The following is a 16,204-nucleotide window of genomic DNA, read 5'->3' as shown; positions in this document are numbered from 1 at the left end:
TCGAACCGACCGCACCCACTCCCCGGGACTGACCCCATGCATCGCACCGCACTGCGCAACGTGCTGGCCCACAAGGGCCGCCTCCTGATGACGGTACTGGCCGTGCTGCTCGGCACCGCCTTCGTGGCCGGCACCCTGGTGTTCTCCGACACCATGGGCCAGGCCATGCGCAACAGCTACTCCACCAGCTTCTCGGACGTCTCGGTGCTGGTCTCGGCCGACGGCTCGGACGACGGCCCGGCCGACCGCGACGCCCCGCGCCCCGAGAAGGGCGCGCTGACCGGGGACACCGTCGAGCGGCTGGCCGCGCTGCCCGGCGCCGAGCGGGCCCGCGGCGTGGTCTCCGGCTTCACCGGCGTCGCCGACAAGAACGGCAACCTGATCGGCGAGTCCTGGAGCGCCCGCGGCGCCAACTTCGTCCCGGACGCCTCCGGCGCGGACAGCCGCTACCCGATGGCGGAGGGCCGCGGCCCGCGCGCCGCTGGCGAGGTCGCGCTGAACCGGCAGGCCGCCGAGAAGGCCGGCTACCGGGTCGGCGACACCGTCCGGGTGGCCGGCAACGGCGCGGCCCGGGACGCGGTGCTGACCGGCGTCTTCACCACCGACGACCCCCAGGTCACCTCCGGCGGCACGCTGGTGCTGATGGACACCGCCACCGCGCAGCGCGAGCTGCTGCAGCCCGGCCGGTTCAGCTCGGTGGTGCTGACCGCCAAGGCCGGCACCGGTGAGCAGGCGCTGCTGGCGCAGGCCCGGGAGAAGGTGCCCGCCGACGGCGTCGAGCTGCAGACCGGGCAGGAGCTCAAGGACGAGCAGACCAAGATGGTCGCCGACTCGGTCTCCAGCGCCAAGACCATGCTGCTGGTGTTCGCCGGCATCTCGCTGTTCGTCGGCATCTTCATCATCGTCAACACCTTCACCATGCTGATCGCCCAGCGCCTCAAGGAGCTGGCGCTGCTGCGGGCGGTCGGCGCCAGCCGCCGCCAGGTCACCCTGTCGGTGCTGGTCGAGGCGCTCGCGATCGGCGTGATCGCCTCGGTCGGCGGCCTGCTCGCGGGCATCGGCATCGGCGCGGGCCTGCAGTCGCTGCTGCACGCCTTCGACGAGGGCACGCCCACCGGCTCGCTGGTGGTCGCCCCGGCCACGGTCGTCGCCACCCTGGTGACCGGCGTGGTGGTCACCGTCCTGTCGGCGCTGCTGCCGGCCGTCCGGGCCTCCCGGATCCCCCCGGTCGCGGCGATGAGCAGCGGCGAGCAGCCCAGCACCCAGCGCGGCCTGGTGGTCCGCAACACGATCGGCGTGCTGATCGCCGGCGCGGGCCTGGGCCTGATCCTGGCCGGCGCGAACGGCGAGGGCACCGGCGCCCAGCACCTGCTGGAACTCGGCGCCCCGCTCGCCCTGATCGGCGTGTTCGTGCTGCTGCCGCTGCTGTCCCGTCCGGTGATCGCGCTGGTCGGCCCGGTGCTGGCCAAGGTGTTCGGCACCCCCGGCAAGCTGGCCCGGCTGAACGCGGTGCGCAACCCGCGCCGCACCGCCAGCACCGCGGCCGCGCTGACCATCGGCCTGACCCTGGTCACCGCGCTCACCGTGATCGGCAACTCGGTCACCAGCGCCGTCACCTCGATGGTCGCCGGGACGATGAAGGCCGACTACGCGATCGGCATGGCCAACCACCGCGAGCTGGCCCCCGAGCTGGCCGGCCTGGTCGCCAAGGCGGACGGGGTGAAGGCGGTCAGCCAGGTCGACAACGTGTGGTGGCAGTTCGAGGGCTCCGAGCAGGAGAAGGCGATCGAGGGCTACGACGCCGCCGCCTTCGACCAGTTGGTGAACCTGCCGATGAAGGAGGGCTCCACCGCGGCCCTCCAGCAGGACTGGATCCTGGTGAACGAGGAGTTCGCGGCCAGCCACCACCTCGCGTTGGGCTCCACCGTGCGGGCCACCCCGCCCGGCGGCGAGCCCGTCACGCTCACCGTCGGCGGCGTCTTCGAGCGCAACGACGGCGTCTCCCCGGTGGTCGCCCCCAACAAGCTGATCGAGGCCCACGACGGGAACCCGCTGGTCCAGCAGATCCTGGTGAAGGGCACCGACGGCCCGACCCCCGCGCTGAAGCAGGCCCTCAAGGACGCCACCGGCCGCAACCCGGTCCTGGAGGTGCGCACCATGCAGGACATGGTCGACGAGTTCAGCCGGATCATCTCGACCATGCTCAACCTGATGTACGGCCTGCTCGGCATGGCGGTGATCGTGGCCGTCCTCGGCGTGGTCAACACGCTGGCCATGTCGGTGTTCGAGCGCAAGCGGGAGATCGGCATGCTGCGGGCGATCGGCCTGGAGCGGCGCGGCATCAAGCGGATGATCCGCCTGGAGTCGGTGGTGATCTCGCTGTTCGGCGCCGCCATCGGCGTCCTGCTCGGCTGCTTCCTGGCCTGGGCGGCCACCCGCCTGCTGGCCTCCGACCTGAAGGGACTGACCACCGTGATCCCGTACGGCAGCGTGCTCCTCTTCCTCGGCCTCGCCGCCCTGGTCGGCATGGTCGCCGCCCTCTGGCCGGCCCGCCGGGCCTCCCGGATGGACATCCTGAGCAGCATCAAGACCGACTGACCCCGGTGCGCGGAGGCCGCCCGTCCCCCTCGTCGGGGGCGGGCGGCCTCCGCGTGCTCCGGAGCGGTGCCGGCCGGCGTCAGCGGGTCTCGACGACGACCTTCTCGATCACCACGTCCTCCAGCGGCCGGTCGTTGCGGCCGGTCTCGACGTTGACGATCGCGTCCACCACGCGCTGGCTGGCCGCGTCGGTGACCTCGCCGAAGATGGTGTGCTTGCCGGTCAGCCAGGTGGTCGGGCCGACCGTGACGAAGAACTGCGAACCGTTGGTGCCCGGGCCCGCGTTGGCCATCGCCAGCAGGTACGGCTTGGTGAAGGCGAGGTCCGGGTGGAACTCGTCGGCGAACTTGTAGCCCGGGCCGCCGGTGCCGTTGCCCAGCGGGTCGCCGCCCTGGATCATGAAGCCCTGGATCACCCGGTGGAAGACCGTGCCGTCGTACAGCGGGGCGTTGCTGGGCTGACCGGTGTTCGGGTCGATCCACTGGCGCTCGCCCGTCGCCAGCTCCACGAAGTTCTTGACCGTCTTGGGGGCGTGGTTCGGCAGCAGCCGGATCTCGATGTCGCCCTTGTTGGTCTTCAGCGTGGCGTAGAGTTCCTCGGCCATCGGGGCCGCCTTTCTGGGTATGCGTCAGGTGCGCCACCCACCCTGCCCGGTCGGGGACCCCCCGCGCAGGCGACACGGGATCATCCTCACGACCGACGCGGAATACTTTGCCAAACCATTACTCTTGTGCTCTGTGTGGGTGGTGCCGTGCCGCCCCGGAGGGAATGTGATGAGAAGCAGGAACCCGGTCTTCTCGCGGGAGGGGTCCTTCACCCGCGACAACCAGTACGCGGGGTTCGGCACGCAGACGGCCGCCCAGCCCGGTCAGGGCGCGTACGGCAACCCGTACGCGGGCAACGACCCGTACGCGGCCCAGCAGCAACCGCCGCTGACCGACGAGCAGTTGGTCACCATGTACAACTCGCCGTCCGCCGGTCCGATCCAGACCGGCCGGATGACCATGGACGACGTGGTCGCCCGGACGGCGATGACGCTGCTGACCCTGGTCGCCTTCGGCGCGGTGGCGTGGTTCACCCTGCCGGTGGACAACTTCGGCCCGGCGATCGGCGCGGCCCTGGTCGCGATGGTCATCGGCCTGGTGGTCAGCTTCAAGCGCAGCGTCAACCCGGGGCTGATCCTGGCCTACGCGGCGCTGGAGGGCTTCTTCCTCGGCGCGATCAGCAAGGCCTTCGAGGCGATCCTGCCGGGCATCGCGATCCAGGCCGTGCTGGGCACCTCCGCGGTGTTCGCGGCGACGCTGATCGCCTACAAGAGCGGCCGGATCCGGGTCACCCCCCGGTACACCCGGATCGGTCTCACGATCGCCATGGGCTTCGTGCTGCTGATGCTGGTCAACCTGGTCGCCTCGCTGTTCGGCGCCGAGTTCGGCCTCCGCTCGGGCCCGCTGGGCATCGTGATCGGCCTGGTCGGCATCGCGCTCGGCGCGTTCTTCCTCACCCTCGACTACGCCGAGATCGAGGAGGGCATCCGCCAGGGCGCCCCCGAGAAGGAGGCCTGGCGGGCCGCCTTCGGCCTCACGCTGTCGCTGGTGTGGATCTACCTGGAGATGCTGCGCCTGATCGCGATCCTGCGCGGCGACGACTGATCCGGCGCGCACGCGCACCCCGCGGCGGGCCCCGGAGGAACGATCCTCCGGGGCCCGCCGCGGCCGTTCCGGGGCCGCCGCGCGGCGCTACGCTCGGGGGCATGTCCGAGCAGACCACCGCCACCCCCGCGCGGCTCACCGAGGCCGTCGACCGGCTCGCCGACCGCTTCCGGGCGATGCCGCAGAGCCGCCTGCTGGCCGCCGTCCCCGGGCACCCGTCCCGGGCCGCCGCCGCGCTCGACCTGGCCCGCCGGCTGGCCGACGCCGGCCGGGCGCTGGAGGGCCTGCCGGCGCTGCCGGTGCCCGACTGCGGGGCGTTCGCGGTCGGCGACCAGATCGCCGTCACCGGACACGACCTGGCGCTCGCCGCGGGCGACGGCCACCCGGCGGAGCTGGCCGCCGCGCTCGCCGAGGTCGCGCGCACCGACGAGCTCACCGCCTGACCCGCGCCGCCGCGCGCCGGGAACGCCGACGGGGCGCCGACCCGCGCGGGCAACCCCTTGCCGTGCGGTCGGCGCCCCGTCGCGGGCGCGGGCGGGCCGGTCAGATCGAGGCGACCACCCGGTCGGCGAGCACGTAGACCGTCTCGTCGTCGGTGGAGAAGGTCAGCGAGTACGAGCCGGAGAACCGGGACCCGCCGAGCAGCCGGACGTCCTCGCCGGCCCGGACGGCGTCGATCAGCCGGTACGCGGCCTCCCGGTCGCCCGGCGCCACGCAGAGCGTGGTGCCGTCGGCGAAGGCGTACACGTCCAGGGTGCCGAGCGGGCCCGGGCGGACGTCGGTCAGCGCGATCCGCTCCTCGGCGAGCGCGGCCAGCCGGTCGTCGGTCCACTCCCGGGACGGGGTCGGGCTGGGCACGAAGTCGGGGTGCGAGGGGTGCCGGCGCGGGTCGGGCGCGGCCGCGGGCTCCGCCTCGGCGTCCAGCAGTCCGGCCTCCAGGCCGGTGGCCAGCAGGTCGGCCTCCCGGCGGGCCTTCACGTCGCCGTTGTCGCCGGGGGCGGGGAAGCCCGGGGCGGGGAGGCCGGCGGCGGGGAGGCCGCCGCCCTGCGCGGGGTGCGCGGCCCGGGAGCCGCCGCCGGCCGGGGACTCGTCGTCCGCCGGGCCCTCCTTGATCAGGTCCTCCAGCGCGTGGCGCAGCGCCTCGCCGAACTCCGGGTCCATCACGCCGTTGTTGTCGGCGGCGTCCTGCGGGCCGGTCGGGCGCGGGAAGAAGATCGGCCAGTCCTCGCCGATGGTGGTGAACGGGGTGTCGAACAGCGGGGAGTCCTCGGCGGCGCGCGCCTCCTGCTCGGCCCAGAACGCCCGGGCCTCGGTGATCTCCCGCTCCCGGTCGGCGGCGAGCGCCTCGGCGACGGCGCGGCGTATCAACGCCTCGTCGAGCTGCGGGGCGGTCCGTCCGGCGTCCAACTTCCTTGCCAGCAGGCGGAGGTGGAGGAGGACGGCGGTGGTCAGGGCGATCAGTACCAGCAGCAGGGAGAGGAAGACGGCGCTCACGGAACGTACTCCCAACGAGGAGCGGAACGGGGTTACGCCTCCACACTGCCGTATCGGCGGCGGTAACTGCAGTGGCTGATGTCGGATTTGTACGTGACTTTCCTACTTGTCCTCAAATTGTTAGGTAATACCTTTCTACGCTGCGGAGTTGATCCAATCCGGTGCGTCGATCATTCGGCCGCGGAGGGACGAAAAACGGGCCGGATCACACGCTCGGTGTGATCCGGCCCTCAATCACGCAGCGTCACTCCGGATGGGTGAGACGCTCGCCACAGTGGCGCGTTCGGGTCAGCTCAGGCGCTCGATCACCATCGCCATGCCCTGCCCGCCGCCCACGCACATGGTCTCCAGGCCGAACTGCTTGTCGTGCCACTGGAGGGAGTTGATCAGCGTGGCGGTGATCCGGGCGCCGGTCATGCCGAACGGGTGGCCGACCGCGATCGCGCCGCCGTTCACGTTCAGCCGGTCCAGGTCGACGCCCAAGTCCCGGTAGGACGGGATGACCTGGGCCGCGAAGGCCTCGTTGATCTCCACCAGGTCGATGTCGCCGATCGACAGGCCGGCCCGCTTCAGCGCCTGCCGGGACGCCTCCACCGGGCCGTAGCCCATGATCTCGGGGGAGAGCGCGGAGACGCCGGTGGAGACCACCCGGGCCAGCGGGGTGATGCCCAGCTCGCGTGCCTTGGTGTCCGACATGACCACCAGCGCGGCCGCGCCGTCGTTCAGCGGGCAGCAGTTACCGGCGGTCACGGTGCCGTCCGGGCGGAACACCGGCTTCAGCCCGGAGACGCCCTCCAGCGTCACGCCCGCGCGCGGGCCGTCGTCCGCGCTCACCACGGTGCCGTCCGGCAGCGTCACCGGGGTGATCTCGCGCTGCCAGAAGCCGGCCCGGATCGCCGCCTCGGCGAGGTTCTGCGAGCGGACGCCGAACTCGTCCTGCTCGGCCCGGCTGACCCCCTTCAGCGCGGCCAGGTTCTCCGCGGTCTGGCCCATCGCGATGTACGCGTCCGGCAGCAGGCCGTCCTCGCGCGGGTCGTGCCACTCCCCGCCACCGGTCTCGGCGCGGTGCTGCGTGCGGGCCCGGGCCCCGTCGAACAGCGGGTTGGTGGTGCCCGGCATGCCGTCCGAGCTGCCGTTGACCGAGCGCGAGACGGTCTCCACGCCGGCCGAGACGAACACGTCGCCCTCGCCGGCCCGGATCGCGTGCAGCGCCATCCGGGTCGTCTGCAGGGACGAGGAGCAGTAGCGGGTGACGGTGGCGCCCGGCAGGTAGTCCATGCCCATCTGCACGGCCACGATCCGGGCCAGGTTGTGGCCCTGCTCGCCGCCCGGCAGGCCGCAGCCCAGCATCAGGTCGTCGATCAGCCGCGGGTCCAGCTCCGGGACCTTCGCCAGCGCGGCGCCGATCACCTGCGCGGTCAGGTCGTCCGGGCGGACGTCCTTGAGCGAGCCCTTGAACGCCCGGCCGATCGGCGAACGGGCGGCGCTGACGATGACGGCTTCGGGCATGGCGGGCTCCTCGCTGGACTGTCTCGGGGCGTGGGGTCGGGTGGACCTCCCCGGGAAAGTTACCGCTTGGTAGCTCCGGCGTCATCCGCCTCCGGATGTGAGTTGGCCGACCCGTCCGCGCCGCTCGCGCCGTCCGCGCCGTCGACCCGGGCCGGCTGGGCGTCCGGGCCGCCGGGCAGGGCCAGCCGGAAGCGCTGCTTGAGCGTCGCCCACCGCCAGGTGCCGTTCTCCGGGCCCGCCGCCGTCACCTCGGTGCCCGACCGCCCGGCCGCCGCCGCGGCCGCCACCGCCACCGGCAGCACCGCCTGCGGCTCCGCCGCGCGGCCCGCCGCCGACTCCTCCGGCCACAGCCCGAGCGCCGCGCACAGCGAGGGCAGCAGCGCCATCGCCGCCGTCGCGTAGCCCTGCGCGGACGGGTGGTAGCGGTCCGAGGCGAACAGCTCCGGACGGGTCGCGAACTCCGGGCCCAGCAGCGAGCCCAACGAGACCGTCCGGCCGCCCGCCTCCACCACCGCGATGGTCTGCGCCGCCGCGAGCTGCCGGCTCAACCGCCGCGCCACCCAGCGCAGCGGCGGCCGGACCGGCTTGATCGTGCCCAGGTCCGGACAGGTGCCCACCACCACGCGGCAGCCCGCCGAGACCAGCCGGCCCACCGCCTCGCCCAGCTCCCGCACGCTCCGGGCCGCCGGGGCGTGCCGGGTCACGTCGTTCGCGCCGATCATCACCACCGCGACGTCCGGCCGCTGCGGCAGCGCCAGCTCCAACTGCCGGGCCAGGTCGGACGACCGCGAACCCGACCGCGCCACGTTCACCAACCGCACCCGGCGCTCCGCGACCGACGCGAGGCCCGACGCGAGCAGCGCGCCCGGCGTCTCCCGCGCCCGCCGCACCCCCAGCCCCGCCGCCGTCGAATCGCCCAGGAACGCCAGCACCAGCGGCGCCCGCCGGTCCGCCGGGTCGGCGAAGCCTTCGCCGTACACCCCGTCCGCGCGCGGCGGGTCCCCGTCCAGCACGCCGATCGCCCGGATCGCCAACCGGCTCTCGGTCAGCAGCACCCCGGCCAGGCCCACCCCCAGCAGCCCCAGCCCACCACCCCCGTACGCCGCCGCGGTGGCGATCCGCCGCGCCACCCGGGCCCTCGACGCCTGCGAGCCGGCCATCGGCAACCCCCTCTCCACTCCGCACACCGGTACTCCACTGGATACCCCCCGCGCACCCCGGCGTACCGGCCCGGCACGGCAGAACCACCCGGCCGCCGGACGGACGGGCCGGCCGCGGCGGGCCGGAGGGGTCCGTCCGCGGTGGGGGCGGGGGCGGGTTCCGGGCGGGGTGTTCGCGGTGGGGGGTGGGGGCGGGGAGTGGGGCCTAGGCTGGGGGTTTCGGCAAATCAGTGATGCCACGGACCGGGAGGACCCCCGTGCGGTACCACAATTCGATCATCGAGCTGGTCGGCGACACCCCGTTGGTGAAGCTCAACAAGGTCGCCGAGGGGATCAGCGCCACCGTGTTGGCGAAGGTCGAGTACTTCAATCCGGGCGGTTCGGTGAAGGACCGGATCGCGATGCGGATGATCGAGGCGGCGGAGGCTTCCGGGGCGCTCAAGCCCGGGGGCACCATCGTCGAGCCCACCAGCGGCAACACCGGGGTGGGGCTGGCGATCGTGGCCCAGCAGAAGGGCTACAAGTGCATCTTCGTCTGCCCGGACAAGGTGTCCACGGACAAGATCAACACGCTCCGGGCGTACGGCGCCGAGGTCGTGGTCTGCCCGACCGCGGTGGCGCCGGAGCACCCGGACTCGTACTACAACGTCTCGGACCGGCTGGTCCGGGAGACCCCGAACGCGTGGAAGCCGGACCAGTACTCCAACCCGGAGAACCCGGCCTCGCACTACCACTCCACCGGCCCGGAGCTGTGGGAGCAGACGGAGGGGCGGATCACCCACTTCGTGGCGGGCGTCGGCACCGGCGGGACGATCTCGGGGACCGGCACCTACCTGAAGGAGGTCTCCGGCGGGAAGGTACAGGTCATCGGCGCGGACCCGGAGGGCTCGGTGTACTCGGGCGGGACCGGGCGGCCGTACCTGGTGGAGGGCGTCGGCGAGGACTTCTGGCCGACCGCGTACGACCGGCAGGTCGCGGACCGGATCGTGGCGGTCTCGGACAAGGACTCGTTCCAGATGACCCGCCGACTGGCCAAGGAGGAGGGGCTGCTGGTCGGCGGCTCCTGCGGGATGGCCGTGGTGGCCGCGCTGGAGGTGGCGCGCGGACTGGGGCCGGACGACGTGGTCGTGGTGCTGCTGCCGGACGGCGGCCGCGGCTACCTGTCGAAGATCTTCAACGACGACTGGATGGCCGACTACGGCTTCCTGCCGACCGCGACCGACGAGGCGCACATCGGCGAGGTGCTGGCCCGCAAGGACGCGCTGGAGCACGAGGGCATCCCGCAGTTCGTGCACATGCACCCGAACGAGACGGTGGCCGAGGCGGTCCGGGTGCTGCGGGACTTCGGCGTCTCGCAGATGCCGGTGGTCTCCCCGGGCGCCGGGCACCCCGACATCATGGCGGGCGAGGTGGTCGGCTCGGTGGTCGAGCGCGAGCTGCTGGAGGGCCTGTTCAGCGGGCGGATCCAGCTCACCGACAGCCTCGACAAGGTGATGTCCAAGCCGCTGCCGGTGGTCGGCTCCGGCGAGTCGGTCACCAACCTGATGGCGGTGCTGGAGAAGGCCGACGCGGTGGTGGTGCTGGTCGAGGGCAAGCCGCAGGGCATCGTGACCCGGCAGGACCTGCTCGCCTTCCTGACCGCCCGGGCCGGCCACTGACCCCGGGCCGGTCGCCGGCCCCGGGGCGGTGGCGGCGTCCGTCCGCCGTTCGGGTGAAGGACGGGGGTCGGGATCGGTTGGTACCCGGACGTCACAACTGCGCATCACCCGGTTAACACGGGCAGGGCATCTTTGAAGCACGGCAGAAGCCGAGAGCGGTGACGGAGGACGACGGGAGCGGCTCCCCGGAGTTCCGAGTCACCCAGGACACGACCGGTCGGCCCTGACCCGGCCCACCGTGTCCAGCACGCGGGAGGCGCCGTCGTCCCGCCCCTGTCACCAGGGTGCGGCGGCTCCCGCGGCAGATGTCGCGCCGTGAGGCGCGGCTCCGCGAAGCTCCCGGGTGGGGGAGTCCGCGCGGAGGAGTGCGGGGCCGGTCCGGTTCGTCCGGGCCGGCCCCGCCTCTCGTCGTCCCGGGCCGGGGCGTCCTCGTTTCCGGAAGGGTGTGCGAGGGCCTAGGCTCGCTGGCATGACCAGCACCGACCTGCCCGAGCAGGACGCCCCGCGCTACGTTCGCCTCACCATCGAGCTGATCGCCGAGATCACCGACGAGGGGGCCCTGAAGGCCGCCGCCCTCTCCCAGGTCTCCGACGACGAGTACCTGGACGACGAGGAGCGGGCCCAGGCCGTCGAGGCGATCGAGGTGGACCCGACGGGTTCGCTCGCCCACTTCGTCGACCCGGTCGCCCTGCTCGGCGACGTCCCCGGCGTGGAGCTCGCCTCCGCGACCTGGGAGTCCGCCAGCACCGACTTCGACCCCGACGACGAGAGCTGGGACGAGTACGAGGTGCAGTGACGCCCGCGCCCCAGCGGTCGAGAGCCCGGTCCGGTAGCCCCGGACCGGGCTTTTGTCCGTTCTGCGCCCCGCTTGGGTACTCTCGTACGATCTGCACATAAATGAGTGATCTTGGGACGAGGAGCGTGGTCGTGACCGCAGCGGAGAAGCAGGACCGGCCGCGCGGCGGCAACTGGAGCCGGCGCGGCGTGCTCTCCGGGCTGCTGGGCGCTCCCGTGCTGCTGGTCGCGGCCTGTTCGGGCGGCGGCGACAAGGGCGGGTCCGGGGCGGCCTCGCAGCCCGCCGCGTCCGGTGCCTCCGGGGCCTCCGGCTCCCCGTCGACCAGCCCGAAGGCCTCGGTCGCGCAGATCACCGTCACGCCCGCCGACGGCACCACCGCGGCGCCGTTCACCGAGCCGGTCACCGTCACCGTGCTGGACGGCACGCTGACCTCGGTGACCGTCACCGACGGCACCGGGAAGGAGATAGCGGGGCAGCTCGCCGCCGACGGCACCAGCTGGACCTCCACCGCGAAGCTCGCCAGCGGCGGCAAGTACACCGTCGCGGCCTCCGCCGTGGACAAGGACAAGCGCCCGGCCGACGCCAACGCCGTCTTCTCCACCGCCTCTCCGGCCAACACCTTCGTCGGCTACTTCACCCCCGAGGACGGCTCCACCGTCGGCGTCGGCATGCCGGTGTCGATCAACTTCAACAAGCCGATCACCGACCGCAGGGCCGTCCAGCAGGCGATCACCGTGGTCGCCGACCCGCCGGTGGAGATCGTCGGCCACTGGTTCGACTCCACCCGGCTCGACTTCCGCCCCGAGGAGTACTGGGCGAAGGGCACCCGGGTCACCCTCAAGCTGCGGCTCAAGGACGTGGCCGGCGCCAAGGGCGTGTACGGGACCCAGTCCAAGGACGTCACCTTCACCGTCGGCCGCAGCCAGGTCTCGGTCGCCGACCTGAGGGCCGACACCCTCACCGTCCGCACCGACGGCCGGGTCACCGCCACCTACCCGGTGATCGGCGGCGCGCCCGAGCACCGCACCTGGGGCGGGAAGCTGGTGATCTCCGAGAAGTACCAGCAGACCCGGATGAACTCCAGCACGGTCGGCCTCGGCAGCGAGTACGACATCCCGGACGTGCCGCACGCGCAGCGGCTGACCACCTCGGGCACCTTCATCCACGGCAACTACTGGTCGCCCGCGGCGCAGTTCGGCAGCGCCAACACCAGCCACGGCTGCATCGCGCTCCAGGACGTCCAGGGCGGGAACGACCCGACCACCAACGCGGCCAAATTCTACGCGAGTTCGATGATCGGCGACGTGGTCGAGGTGATCAACTCCGGTGACCGCACGGTGAACCCCGGCAACGGCCTGAACGGCTGGAACATGTCCTGGGCGGACTGGGTCGCCGGGAGCGCCGTCTGACCCGTCCGCGGCGGGCCGGGTCCGCTCACGAACCGGATCCGGTTCGGACACGGAACGGCCGGGGGGAATGTGAGGGCGTCCTAAACGAATGGTAAAAATATTCGCGTGCGGGGGACGCGTCGTTGTGCTGAGCTTGCCTCCGCGGCAGGGCCGACCGGGCCCGAACCGTCTCCAGTAGCAGGAGCCAAGCCATCAACACCGCCATTCGCCTCCGTTCCGTCCGCGCGGCCATAGCCGTCACCACCGGAGCCGTCCTGGTCGGCGGCGGCGCCGCCGCCTGCGGCACCGTCGAGCAGCTGACCACCGGTCAGAAGGTCCAGAAGGCGTTCGACCGGCTCGGCGACGCCAAGTCCGTCAAGCTCGACCTCTCCCTCGACACCAGCGCCGACCAGCTGGTCGCGTTCGGCGAGGCGGTGGACGACCCGATCGACAAGAAGGTCGCCGAACTCCTCTCCGACCTCTCGCTCTCCCTGACCGTCGGCTTCGACAAGCCGCTCAAGGAGACCTCGCTCTTCAAGAACGGCTGCGACGAGGCCGGCAAGAACAGCGCCGGCACCGAGGGCATGGCCTTCGACTACGCGCTGAACAGCAAGAAGGACGGCAAGGCCTACGCCGACATCCGGGTGGTCGGCGACAAGGCCTACGCCAAGGTCGACTTCCGCGGCATCAGCAAGCTGGCCGGCGAGGACCCGGGCGAGTTCGACGACCTGCCGCCCGAGGCCGCCCCGCTCAAGGACCTGGTCGACGGCAAGTGGGTCTCCATCGACACCACCACGTTCTCCGAACTCAGCCGCCAGCTGCCCGGGTTCGGCGCCATGGGCGGCCTCCCGGCCGGCAAGGGCTCCGGCTCGAAGGCCTCGCCCAGCGTCGACCCGTCGGTGGCCAGGAACGCCTGCGAGTCGATCAAGAAGGCCTTCGGCGACAACGTCAAGCTGGAGGACAAGGGCAAGACCGACGGCGTCGAGCTGATCCGGGTGTCCGCGCCCGCCCGTCCGCTGGTCAAGAGCCTGTACGAGTCCTTCAGCAAGCTCGCCGAGGACACCCCGGGCTACCCGGCGTTCCCCGGCGACAAGGGCTTCGACAGCGTGCCGAACCGCAACTTCCACGCCGACGTGCAGCTCAAGGACGGCAACCTGCAGGCGATCACCTTCGACATCGCCCAGTTCGCCGACAGCACCAGCTGGTCGACGCACCTCCCGCTGCGCTTCGGCGTCTCCACCAGCGGCGGCCAGGTGACCGCCCCGGCCGGCGCCACCCCGCTCGACGCGGACAAGCTCGGCGAGCTGCTCTCCTCGATGTCCGACGAGGACGACTACACCACGGACGCCGCGGACTACGCCCCCGGCACCCCGCTGACCGAATCCCAGCTCGTCGAGCTGGAGAAGCTCGGCATCGACCGGGAGACCGCCAAGGACATGAACCGGAGCGGTCTCGAGTTCGCCGAGATCAAGGAACTGGCCCCCGAACTCACCTGAGCCACCCGGGAGTTCCCGTCGCGGCCCGTCGCAGGAGACCCTGCGGCGGGCCGCCGCGCGTGCGGACGGCCCGCTTCCGGCCCGGCCCGGCCCGGCGGGCAGCGTGACGTCCGGAAGCCGCCGGTCCGGGGCGCCGGCCGGGCGCAGGCTGGGGGCATGGAGACCACGACCACCACCGCCACCGCCGCTGACGCCACCGCCGACACCGACCCCGCCGCCCTCGTCGGGCTGGACGTGCGGGCCGTCCCCGCCGGGGTGCTCGCCGAGCTGCGCCGGGCCGACGACGCCGGGCTGACCAGGGCGGCCGAGACCACCGAGGTCGGCGGCCACCCGCTGCGCTGCTGCCTGACCAGGGCCCGGCCCGGGGACCGGATCGTCCTGCTGTCGTACGCGCCGCTGCTGCGCTGGGCCGCCGAGACCGGCTGCGACCCCGGCCCGTACCTGGAGACCGGCCCGGTGTTCGTGCACGCCGAGCCGTGCGCCGGCCACCCCGGCGGCTGGCCGGCGGACTTCCACGGCGGCGACCGGGTGCTGCGGGCCTACTCGGCGGACGGCCGGATCCTCGGCGGGCGGGTCGGCGGGCCCGGGGAACTCCCGCGGATCGCCGCCGAACTGCTGGCCGACCCGGCGAACGCGGTGCTGCACGTGCGGGCCGTCGAGTACGGCTGCTTCATGCACGAGGTCCGGCGGGCCTGAGCAGTCCCGGCCGGCGGTCCGGTCGCTCAGCCGCTCAGCCGCTCGGCCGTTCGACCGCTCAGCCGCTCGGCTTCGCGTAGTCGGCGTAGCCCTGCCAGTCGAGCACCACGCAGGGCGCGTCGCCGATCACCCAGGCGTCGTGCCCGGGCGGGCAGACCATGAAGTCGCCCGCGCCGAACTCCTCGGCCTCGCCGTCGTCCATCTCCACCCGCAGCCGGCCGGAGATCACGTACCCGGCGTGCGAGGCCCGGCAGCTGTCCGTGCCGGCGATCGGCTTCACGTGCTCCGACCAGCGCCAGCCCGGCTCGAAGACCGCCCGGCCGACGGCGCCGGCCGCCAGGTTCACCAGCGCCAGCCGTCCCTTGCCGCCCTCGAACGGGCGGACCTCCTCCGGTTCGTCCAGACTCATCCGCACCAACCCGGCCATCACCGTTCACCTCCGGCCGAGAACGACCCGCGCCCACCGCCGGGCGCGGCTGTCGTCTCCATCCTCCGCACCCGGCGGGCCGGGCGCGACGCGGGACGGTCGGTCGGCGCCGGCGCCCGGGCGTCCCGTCGCGGCGGACCCGATCGGAGCAGCCCTCGCACTAGGCTCAGCCGTATGACCGAGCACCAGCTTTCCCACGGCTTCGAGACCCTCGCCATCCACGCGGGCCAGGAAGCGGACCCCCGGACCGGGGCAGTCGTGACGCCGATCTACCAGGTGTCCACCTACAAGCAGGACGGCGTCGGCGGACTGCGCGAGGGCTACGAGTACAGCCGCTCCGCCAACCCGACCCGCACCGCGCTGGAGGAGTGCCTGGCCGCGATCGAGGGCGGCGCGCGCGGCCTCGCCTTCGCCTCCGGGCTGGCCGCCGAGGACACCCTGCTGCGCACCCTGCTCAAGCCCGGCGACCACATCGTCATCCCGAACGACGCCTACGGCGGCACCTTCCGGCTGTTCGCCAAGGTGCTGACCCGCTGGGGCGTCGAGTTCTCCGTCGCCGACACGCACCACCCGGAGAAGGTCCGCGAGGCGATCCGGCCGACCACCCGCGCGGTGTGGGTGGAGACCCCGTCCAACCCGCTGCTGGGCATCACCGACCTGGCCGCCGTCGCCGAGATCGCGCACGCCGCCGGCGCCCGGCTGGTGGTCGACAACACCTTCGCCAGCCCCTACCTGCAGCAGCCCATCGCGTTCGGCGCGGACGTCGTGGTGCACTCCACCACCAAGTACATGGGCGGGCACTCCGACGTGGTCGGCGGCGCCCTGGTGGTGGCAGACCCGGGCCTGGCCGAGGAGGTCGCCTACCACCAGAACGCGATGGGCGCGGTCGCCGGGCCGTTCGACGCCTGGCTGGTGCTGCGCGGCATCAAGACGCTCGGCGTCCGGATGGACCGGCACTCGGAGAACGCCGAGAAGGTCGCCGAACTGCTGGCCGGCCACCCGAAGGTGACCCGGGTGCTCTACCCCGGCCTGCCCGACCACCCCGGGCACGACGTCGCCGCCAAGCAGATGAAGGCGTTCGGCGGCATGGTGTCGTTCCGCGTCGCGGGTGGCGAGCAGGCCGCCGTCGAGGTCTGCAACCGGGCCCGACTGTTCACCCTGGGCGAGTCGTTGGGCGGCGTCGAGTCGCTGATCGAGCACCCCGGACGGATGACCCACGCCTCCGCGGCCGGCTCCCCGCTGGAGGTGCCCGCCGACCTGGTGCGGATCTCGGTCGGCATCGAGGCCGCCGCCGACCTGCTCGCCGACCTGGAGCAGGCGCTCGGCTGACGCC

14 protein-coding genes are annotated in these 16,204 nt (G+C 72.8%); 9 read left to right on the top strand and 5 right to left on the bottom strand.

Annotated features, from left to right (window positions below):
* Nucleotides 1–36 precede the first annotated feature (36 nt).
* The gene (locus ACZ3J7_RS22715) at nt 37–2,598 is read left to right on the top strand and encodes an ABC transporter permease (protein ID WP_465624035.1); all 2,562 of its coding nucleotides are present in this window, start codon (nt 37–39) and stop codon (nt 2,596–2,598) included.
* Nucleotides 2,599–2,677: 79 nt separating this feature from the next.
* Here ACZ3J7_RS22715 and ACZ3J7_RS22710 read toward each other — a convergent pair whose 3' ends face one another.
* Nucleotides 2,678–3,202 (bottom strand): peptidylprolyl isomerase, encoded by a 525-nt coding sequence (locus ACZ3J7_RS22710; RefSeq protein ID WP_465624032.1) that lies wholly within the window; start codon nt 3,200–3,202, stop codon nt 2,678–2,680.
* Nucleotides 3,203–3,371: 169 nt separating this feature from the next.
* Between ACZ3J7_RS22710 and ACZ3J7_RS22705 the strand changes: the two genes are divergently transcribed.
* Both ACZ3J7_RS22705 and ACZ3J7_RS22700 read left to right on the top strand, forming a co-directional pair.
* Nucleotides 3,372–4,247 carry a Bax inhibitor-1/YccA family protein gene (locus ACZ3J7_RS22705; RefSeq protein WP_465624030.1) on the top strand — a complete coding sequence of 292 codons (876 nt, stop codon included), beginning with the start codon at nt 3,372–3,374 and terminating at the stop codon, nt 4,245–4,247.
* Between the two features lie 101 nt (nt 4,248–4,348).
* On the top strand, nt 4,349–4,690 hold the full coding sequence (locus ACZ3J7_RS22700; RefSeq protein ID WP_465624027.1) for a hypothetical protein: 342 nt from the start codon (nt 4,349–4,351) through the stop codon (nt 4,688–4,690).
* 100 nt (nt 4,691–4,790) lie between these two features.
* Here the strand turns inward: ACZ3J7_RS22700 and ACZ3J7_RS22695 are convergent, their stop codons facing one another.
* From ACZ3J7_RS22695 to ACZ3J7_RS22685, 3 genes are all read right to left on the bottom strand, one after another.
* On the bottom strand, nt 4,791–5,741 hold the full coding sequence (locus tag ACZ3J7_RS22695) for a hypothetical protein (protein ID WP_465624025.1): 951 nt from the start codon (nt 5,739–5,741) through the stop codon (nt 4,791–4,793).
* Between the two features lie 288 nt (nt 5,742–6,029).
* A complete protein-coding gene (locus ACZ3J7_RS22690) occupies nt 6,030–7,250 on the bottom strand; it encodes an acetyl-CoA C-acetyltransferase (RefSeq protein ID WP_465624022.1) in 1,221 nt (406 codons plus the stop codon).
* A 59-nt stretch (nt 7,251–7,309) separates the two neighbouring features.
* Nucleotides 7,310–8,410: an SGNH/GDSL hydrolase family protein gene (locus ACZ3J7_RS22685; protein ID WP_465624020.1), complete on the bottom strand. Its 1,101-nt coding sequence runs from the start codon at nt 8,408–8,410 to the stop codon at nt 7,310–7,312.
* Between the two features lie 257 nt (nt 8,411–8,667).
* On the opposite strand from ACZ3J7_RS22685, the gene ACZ3J7_RS22680 reads away from it, so the two are divergent.
* The 5 genes from ACZ3J7_RS22680 (at nt 8,668) to ACZ3J7_RS22660 (ending at nt 14,444) form a co-directional block, all read left to right on the top strand.
* Nucleotides 8,668–10,068 (top strand): cystathionine beta-synthase, encoded by a 1,401-nt coding sequence (locus ACZ3J7_RS22680; protein WP_465624018.1) that lies wholly within the window; start codon nt 8,668–8,670, stop codon nt 10,066–10,068.
* A gap of 469 nt (nt 10,069–10,537) precedes the next feature.
* Nucleotides 10,538–10,864 (top strand): hypothetical protein, encoded by a 327-nt coding sequence (locus ACZ3J7_RS22675; RefSeq protein WP_465624016.1) that lies wholly within the window; start codon nt 10,538–10,540, stop codon nt 10,862–10,864.
* Between the two features lie 125 nt (nt 10,865–10,989).
* A complete protein-coding gene (locus ACZ3J7_RS22670) occupies nt 10,990–12,273 on the top strand; it encodes a L,D-transpeptidase (protein WP_465624014.1) in 1,284 nt (427 codons plus the stop codon).
* A gap of 413 nt (nt 12,274–12,686) precedes the next feature.
* The gene (locus ACZ3J7_RS22665; RefSeq protein WP_465624012.1) at nt 12,687–13,748 is read left to right on the top strand and encodes a hypothetical protein; all 1,062 of its coding nucleotides are present in this window, start codon (nt 12,687–12,689) and stop codon (nt 13,746–13,748) included.
* A gap of 156 nt (nt 13,749–13,904) precedes the next feature.
* Nucleotides 13,905–14,444, top strand: a complete 540-nt coding sequence (locus ACZ3J7_RS22660) for a DUF1203 domain-containing protein (RefSeq protein ID WP_465624010.1) — start codon at nt 13,905–13,907, stop codon at nt 14,442–14,444.
* 58 nt (nt 14,445–14,502) lie between these two features.
* On the opposite strand, the gene ACZ3J7_RS22655 is transcribed toward ACZ3J7_RS22660, so the two are convergent.
* Entirely contained in the window at nt 14,503–14,871 is a 369-nt protein-coding gene (locus tag ACZ3J7_RS22655) for a cupin domain-containing protein (protein ID WP_465624008.1), read from the bottom strand.
* Between the two features lie 174 nt (nt 14,872–15,045).
* On the opposite strand from ACZ3J7_RS22655, the gene ACZ3J7_RS22650 reads away from it, so the two are divergent.
* On the top strand, nt 15,046–16,200 hold the full coding sequence (locus ACZ3J7_RS22650) for a cystathionine gamma-synthase (RefSeq protein WP_465624006.1): 1,155 nt from the start codon (nt 15,046–15,048) through the stop codon (nt 16,198–16,200).
* The last annotated feature ends 4 nt before the right edge of the window (nt 16,201–16,204 follow it).

This window comes from Kitasatospora sp. NPDC015121 (genome assembly GCF_055562955.1).
This window is presented reverse-complemented; position numbering and strand designations above follow the sequence as displayed.

Coding starts and splice junctions, on each gene's coding strand:
- ACZ3J7_RS22715 (WP_465624035.1), top strand. CDS start 37: ATGCATCGCACCGCACTGCGCAACGTGCTGGCCCACAAGGGCCGCCTC.
- ACZ3J7_RS22710 (WP_465624032.1), bottom strand. CDS start 3,202: ATGGCCGAGGAACTCTACGCCACGCTGAAGACCAACAAGGGCGACATC.
- ACZ3J7_RS22705 (WP_465624030.1), top strand. CDS start 3,372: ATGAGAAGCAGGAACCCGGTCTTCTCGCGGGAGGGGTCCTTCACCCGC.
- ACZ3J7_RS22700 (WP_465624027.1), top strand. CDS start 4,349: ATGTCCGAGCAGACCACCGCCACCCCCGCGCGGCTCACCGAGGCCGTC.
- ACZ3J7_RS22690 (WP_465624022.1), bottom strand. CDS start 7,250: ATGCCCGAAGCCGTCATCGTCAGCGCCGCCCGTTCGCCGATCGGCCGG.
- ACZ3J7_RS22685 (WP_465624020.1), bottom strand. CDS start 8,410: ATGGCCGGCTCGCAGGCGTCGAGGGCCCGGGTGGCGCGGCGGATCGCC.
- ACZ3J7_RS22675 (WP_465624016.1), top strand. CDS start 10,538: ATGACCAGCACCGACCTGCCCGAGCAGGACGCCCCGCGCTACGTTCGC.
- ACZ3J7_RS22660 (WP_465624010.1), top strand. CDS start 13,905: ATGGAGACCACGACCACCACCGCCACCGCCGCTGACGCCACCGCCGAC.
- ACZ3J7_RS22655 (WP_465624008.1), bottom strand. CDS start 14,871: ATGGCCGGGTTGGTGCGGATGAGTCTGGACGAACCGGAGGAGGTCCGC.
- ACZ3J7_RS22650 (WP_465624006.1), top strand. CDS start 15,046: ATGACCGAGCACCAGCTTTCCCACGGCTTCGAGACCCTCGCCATCCAC.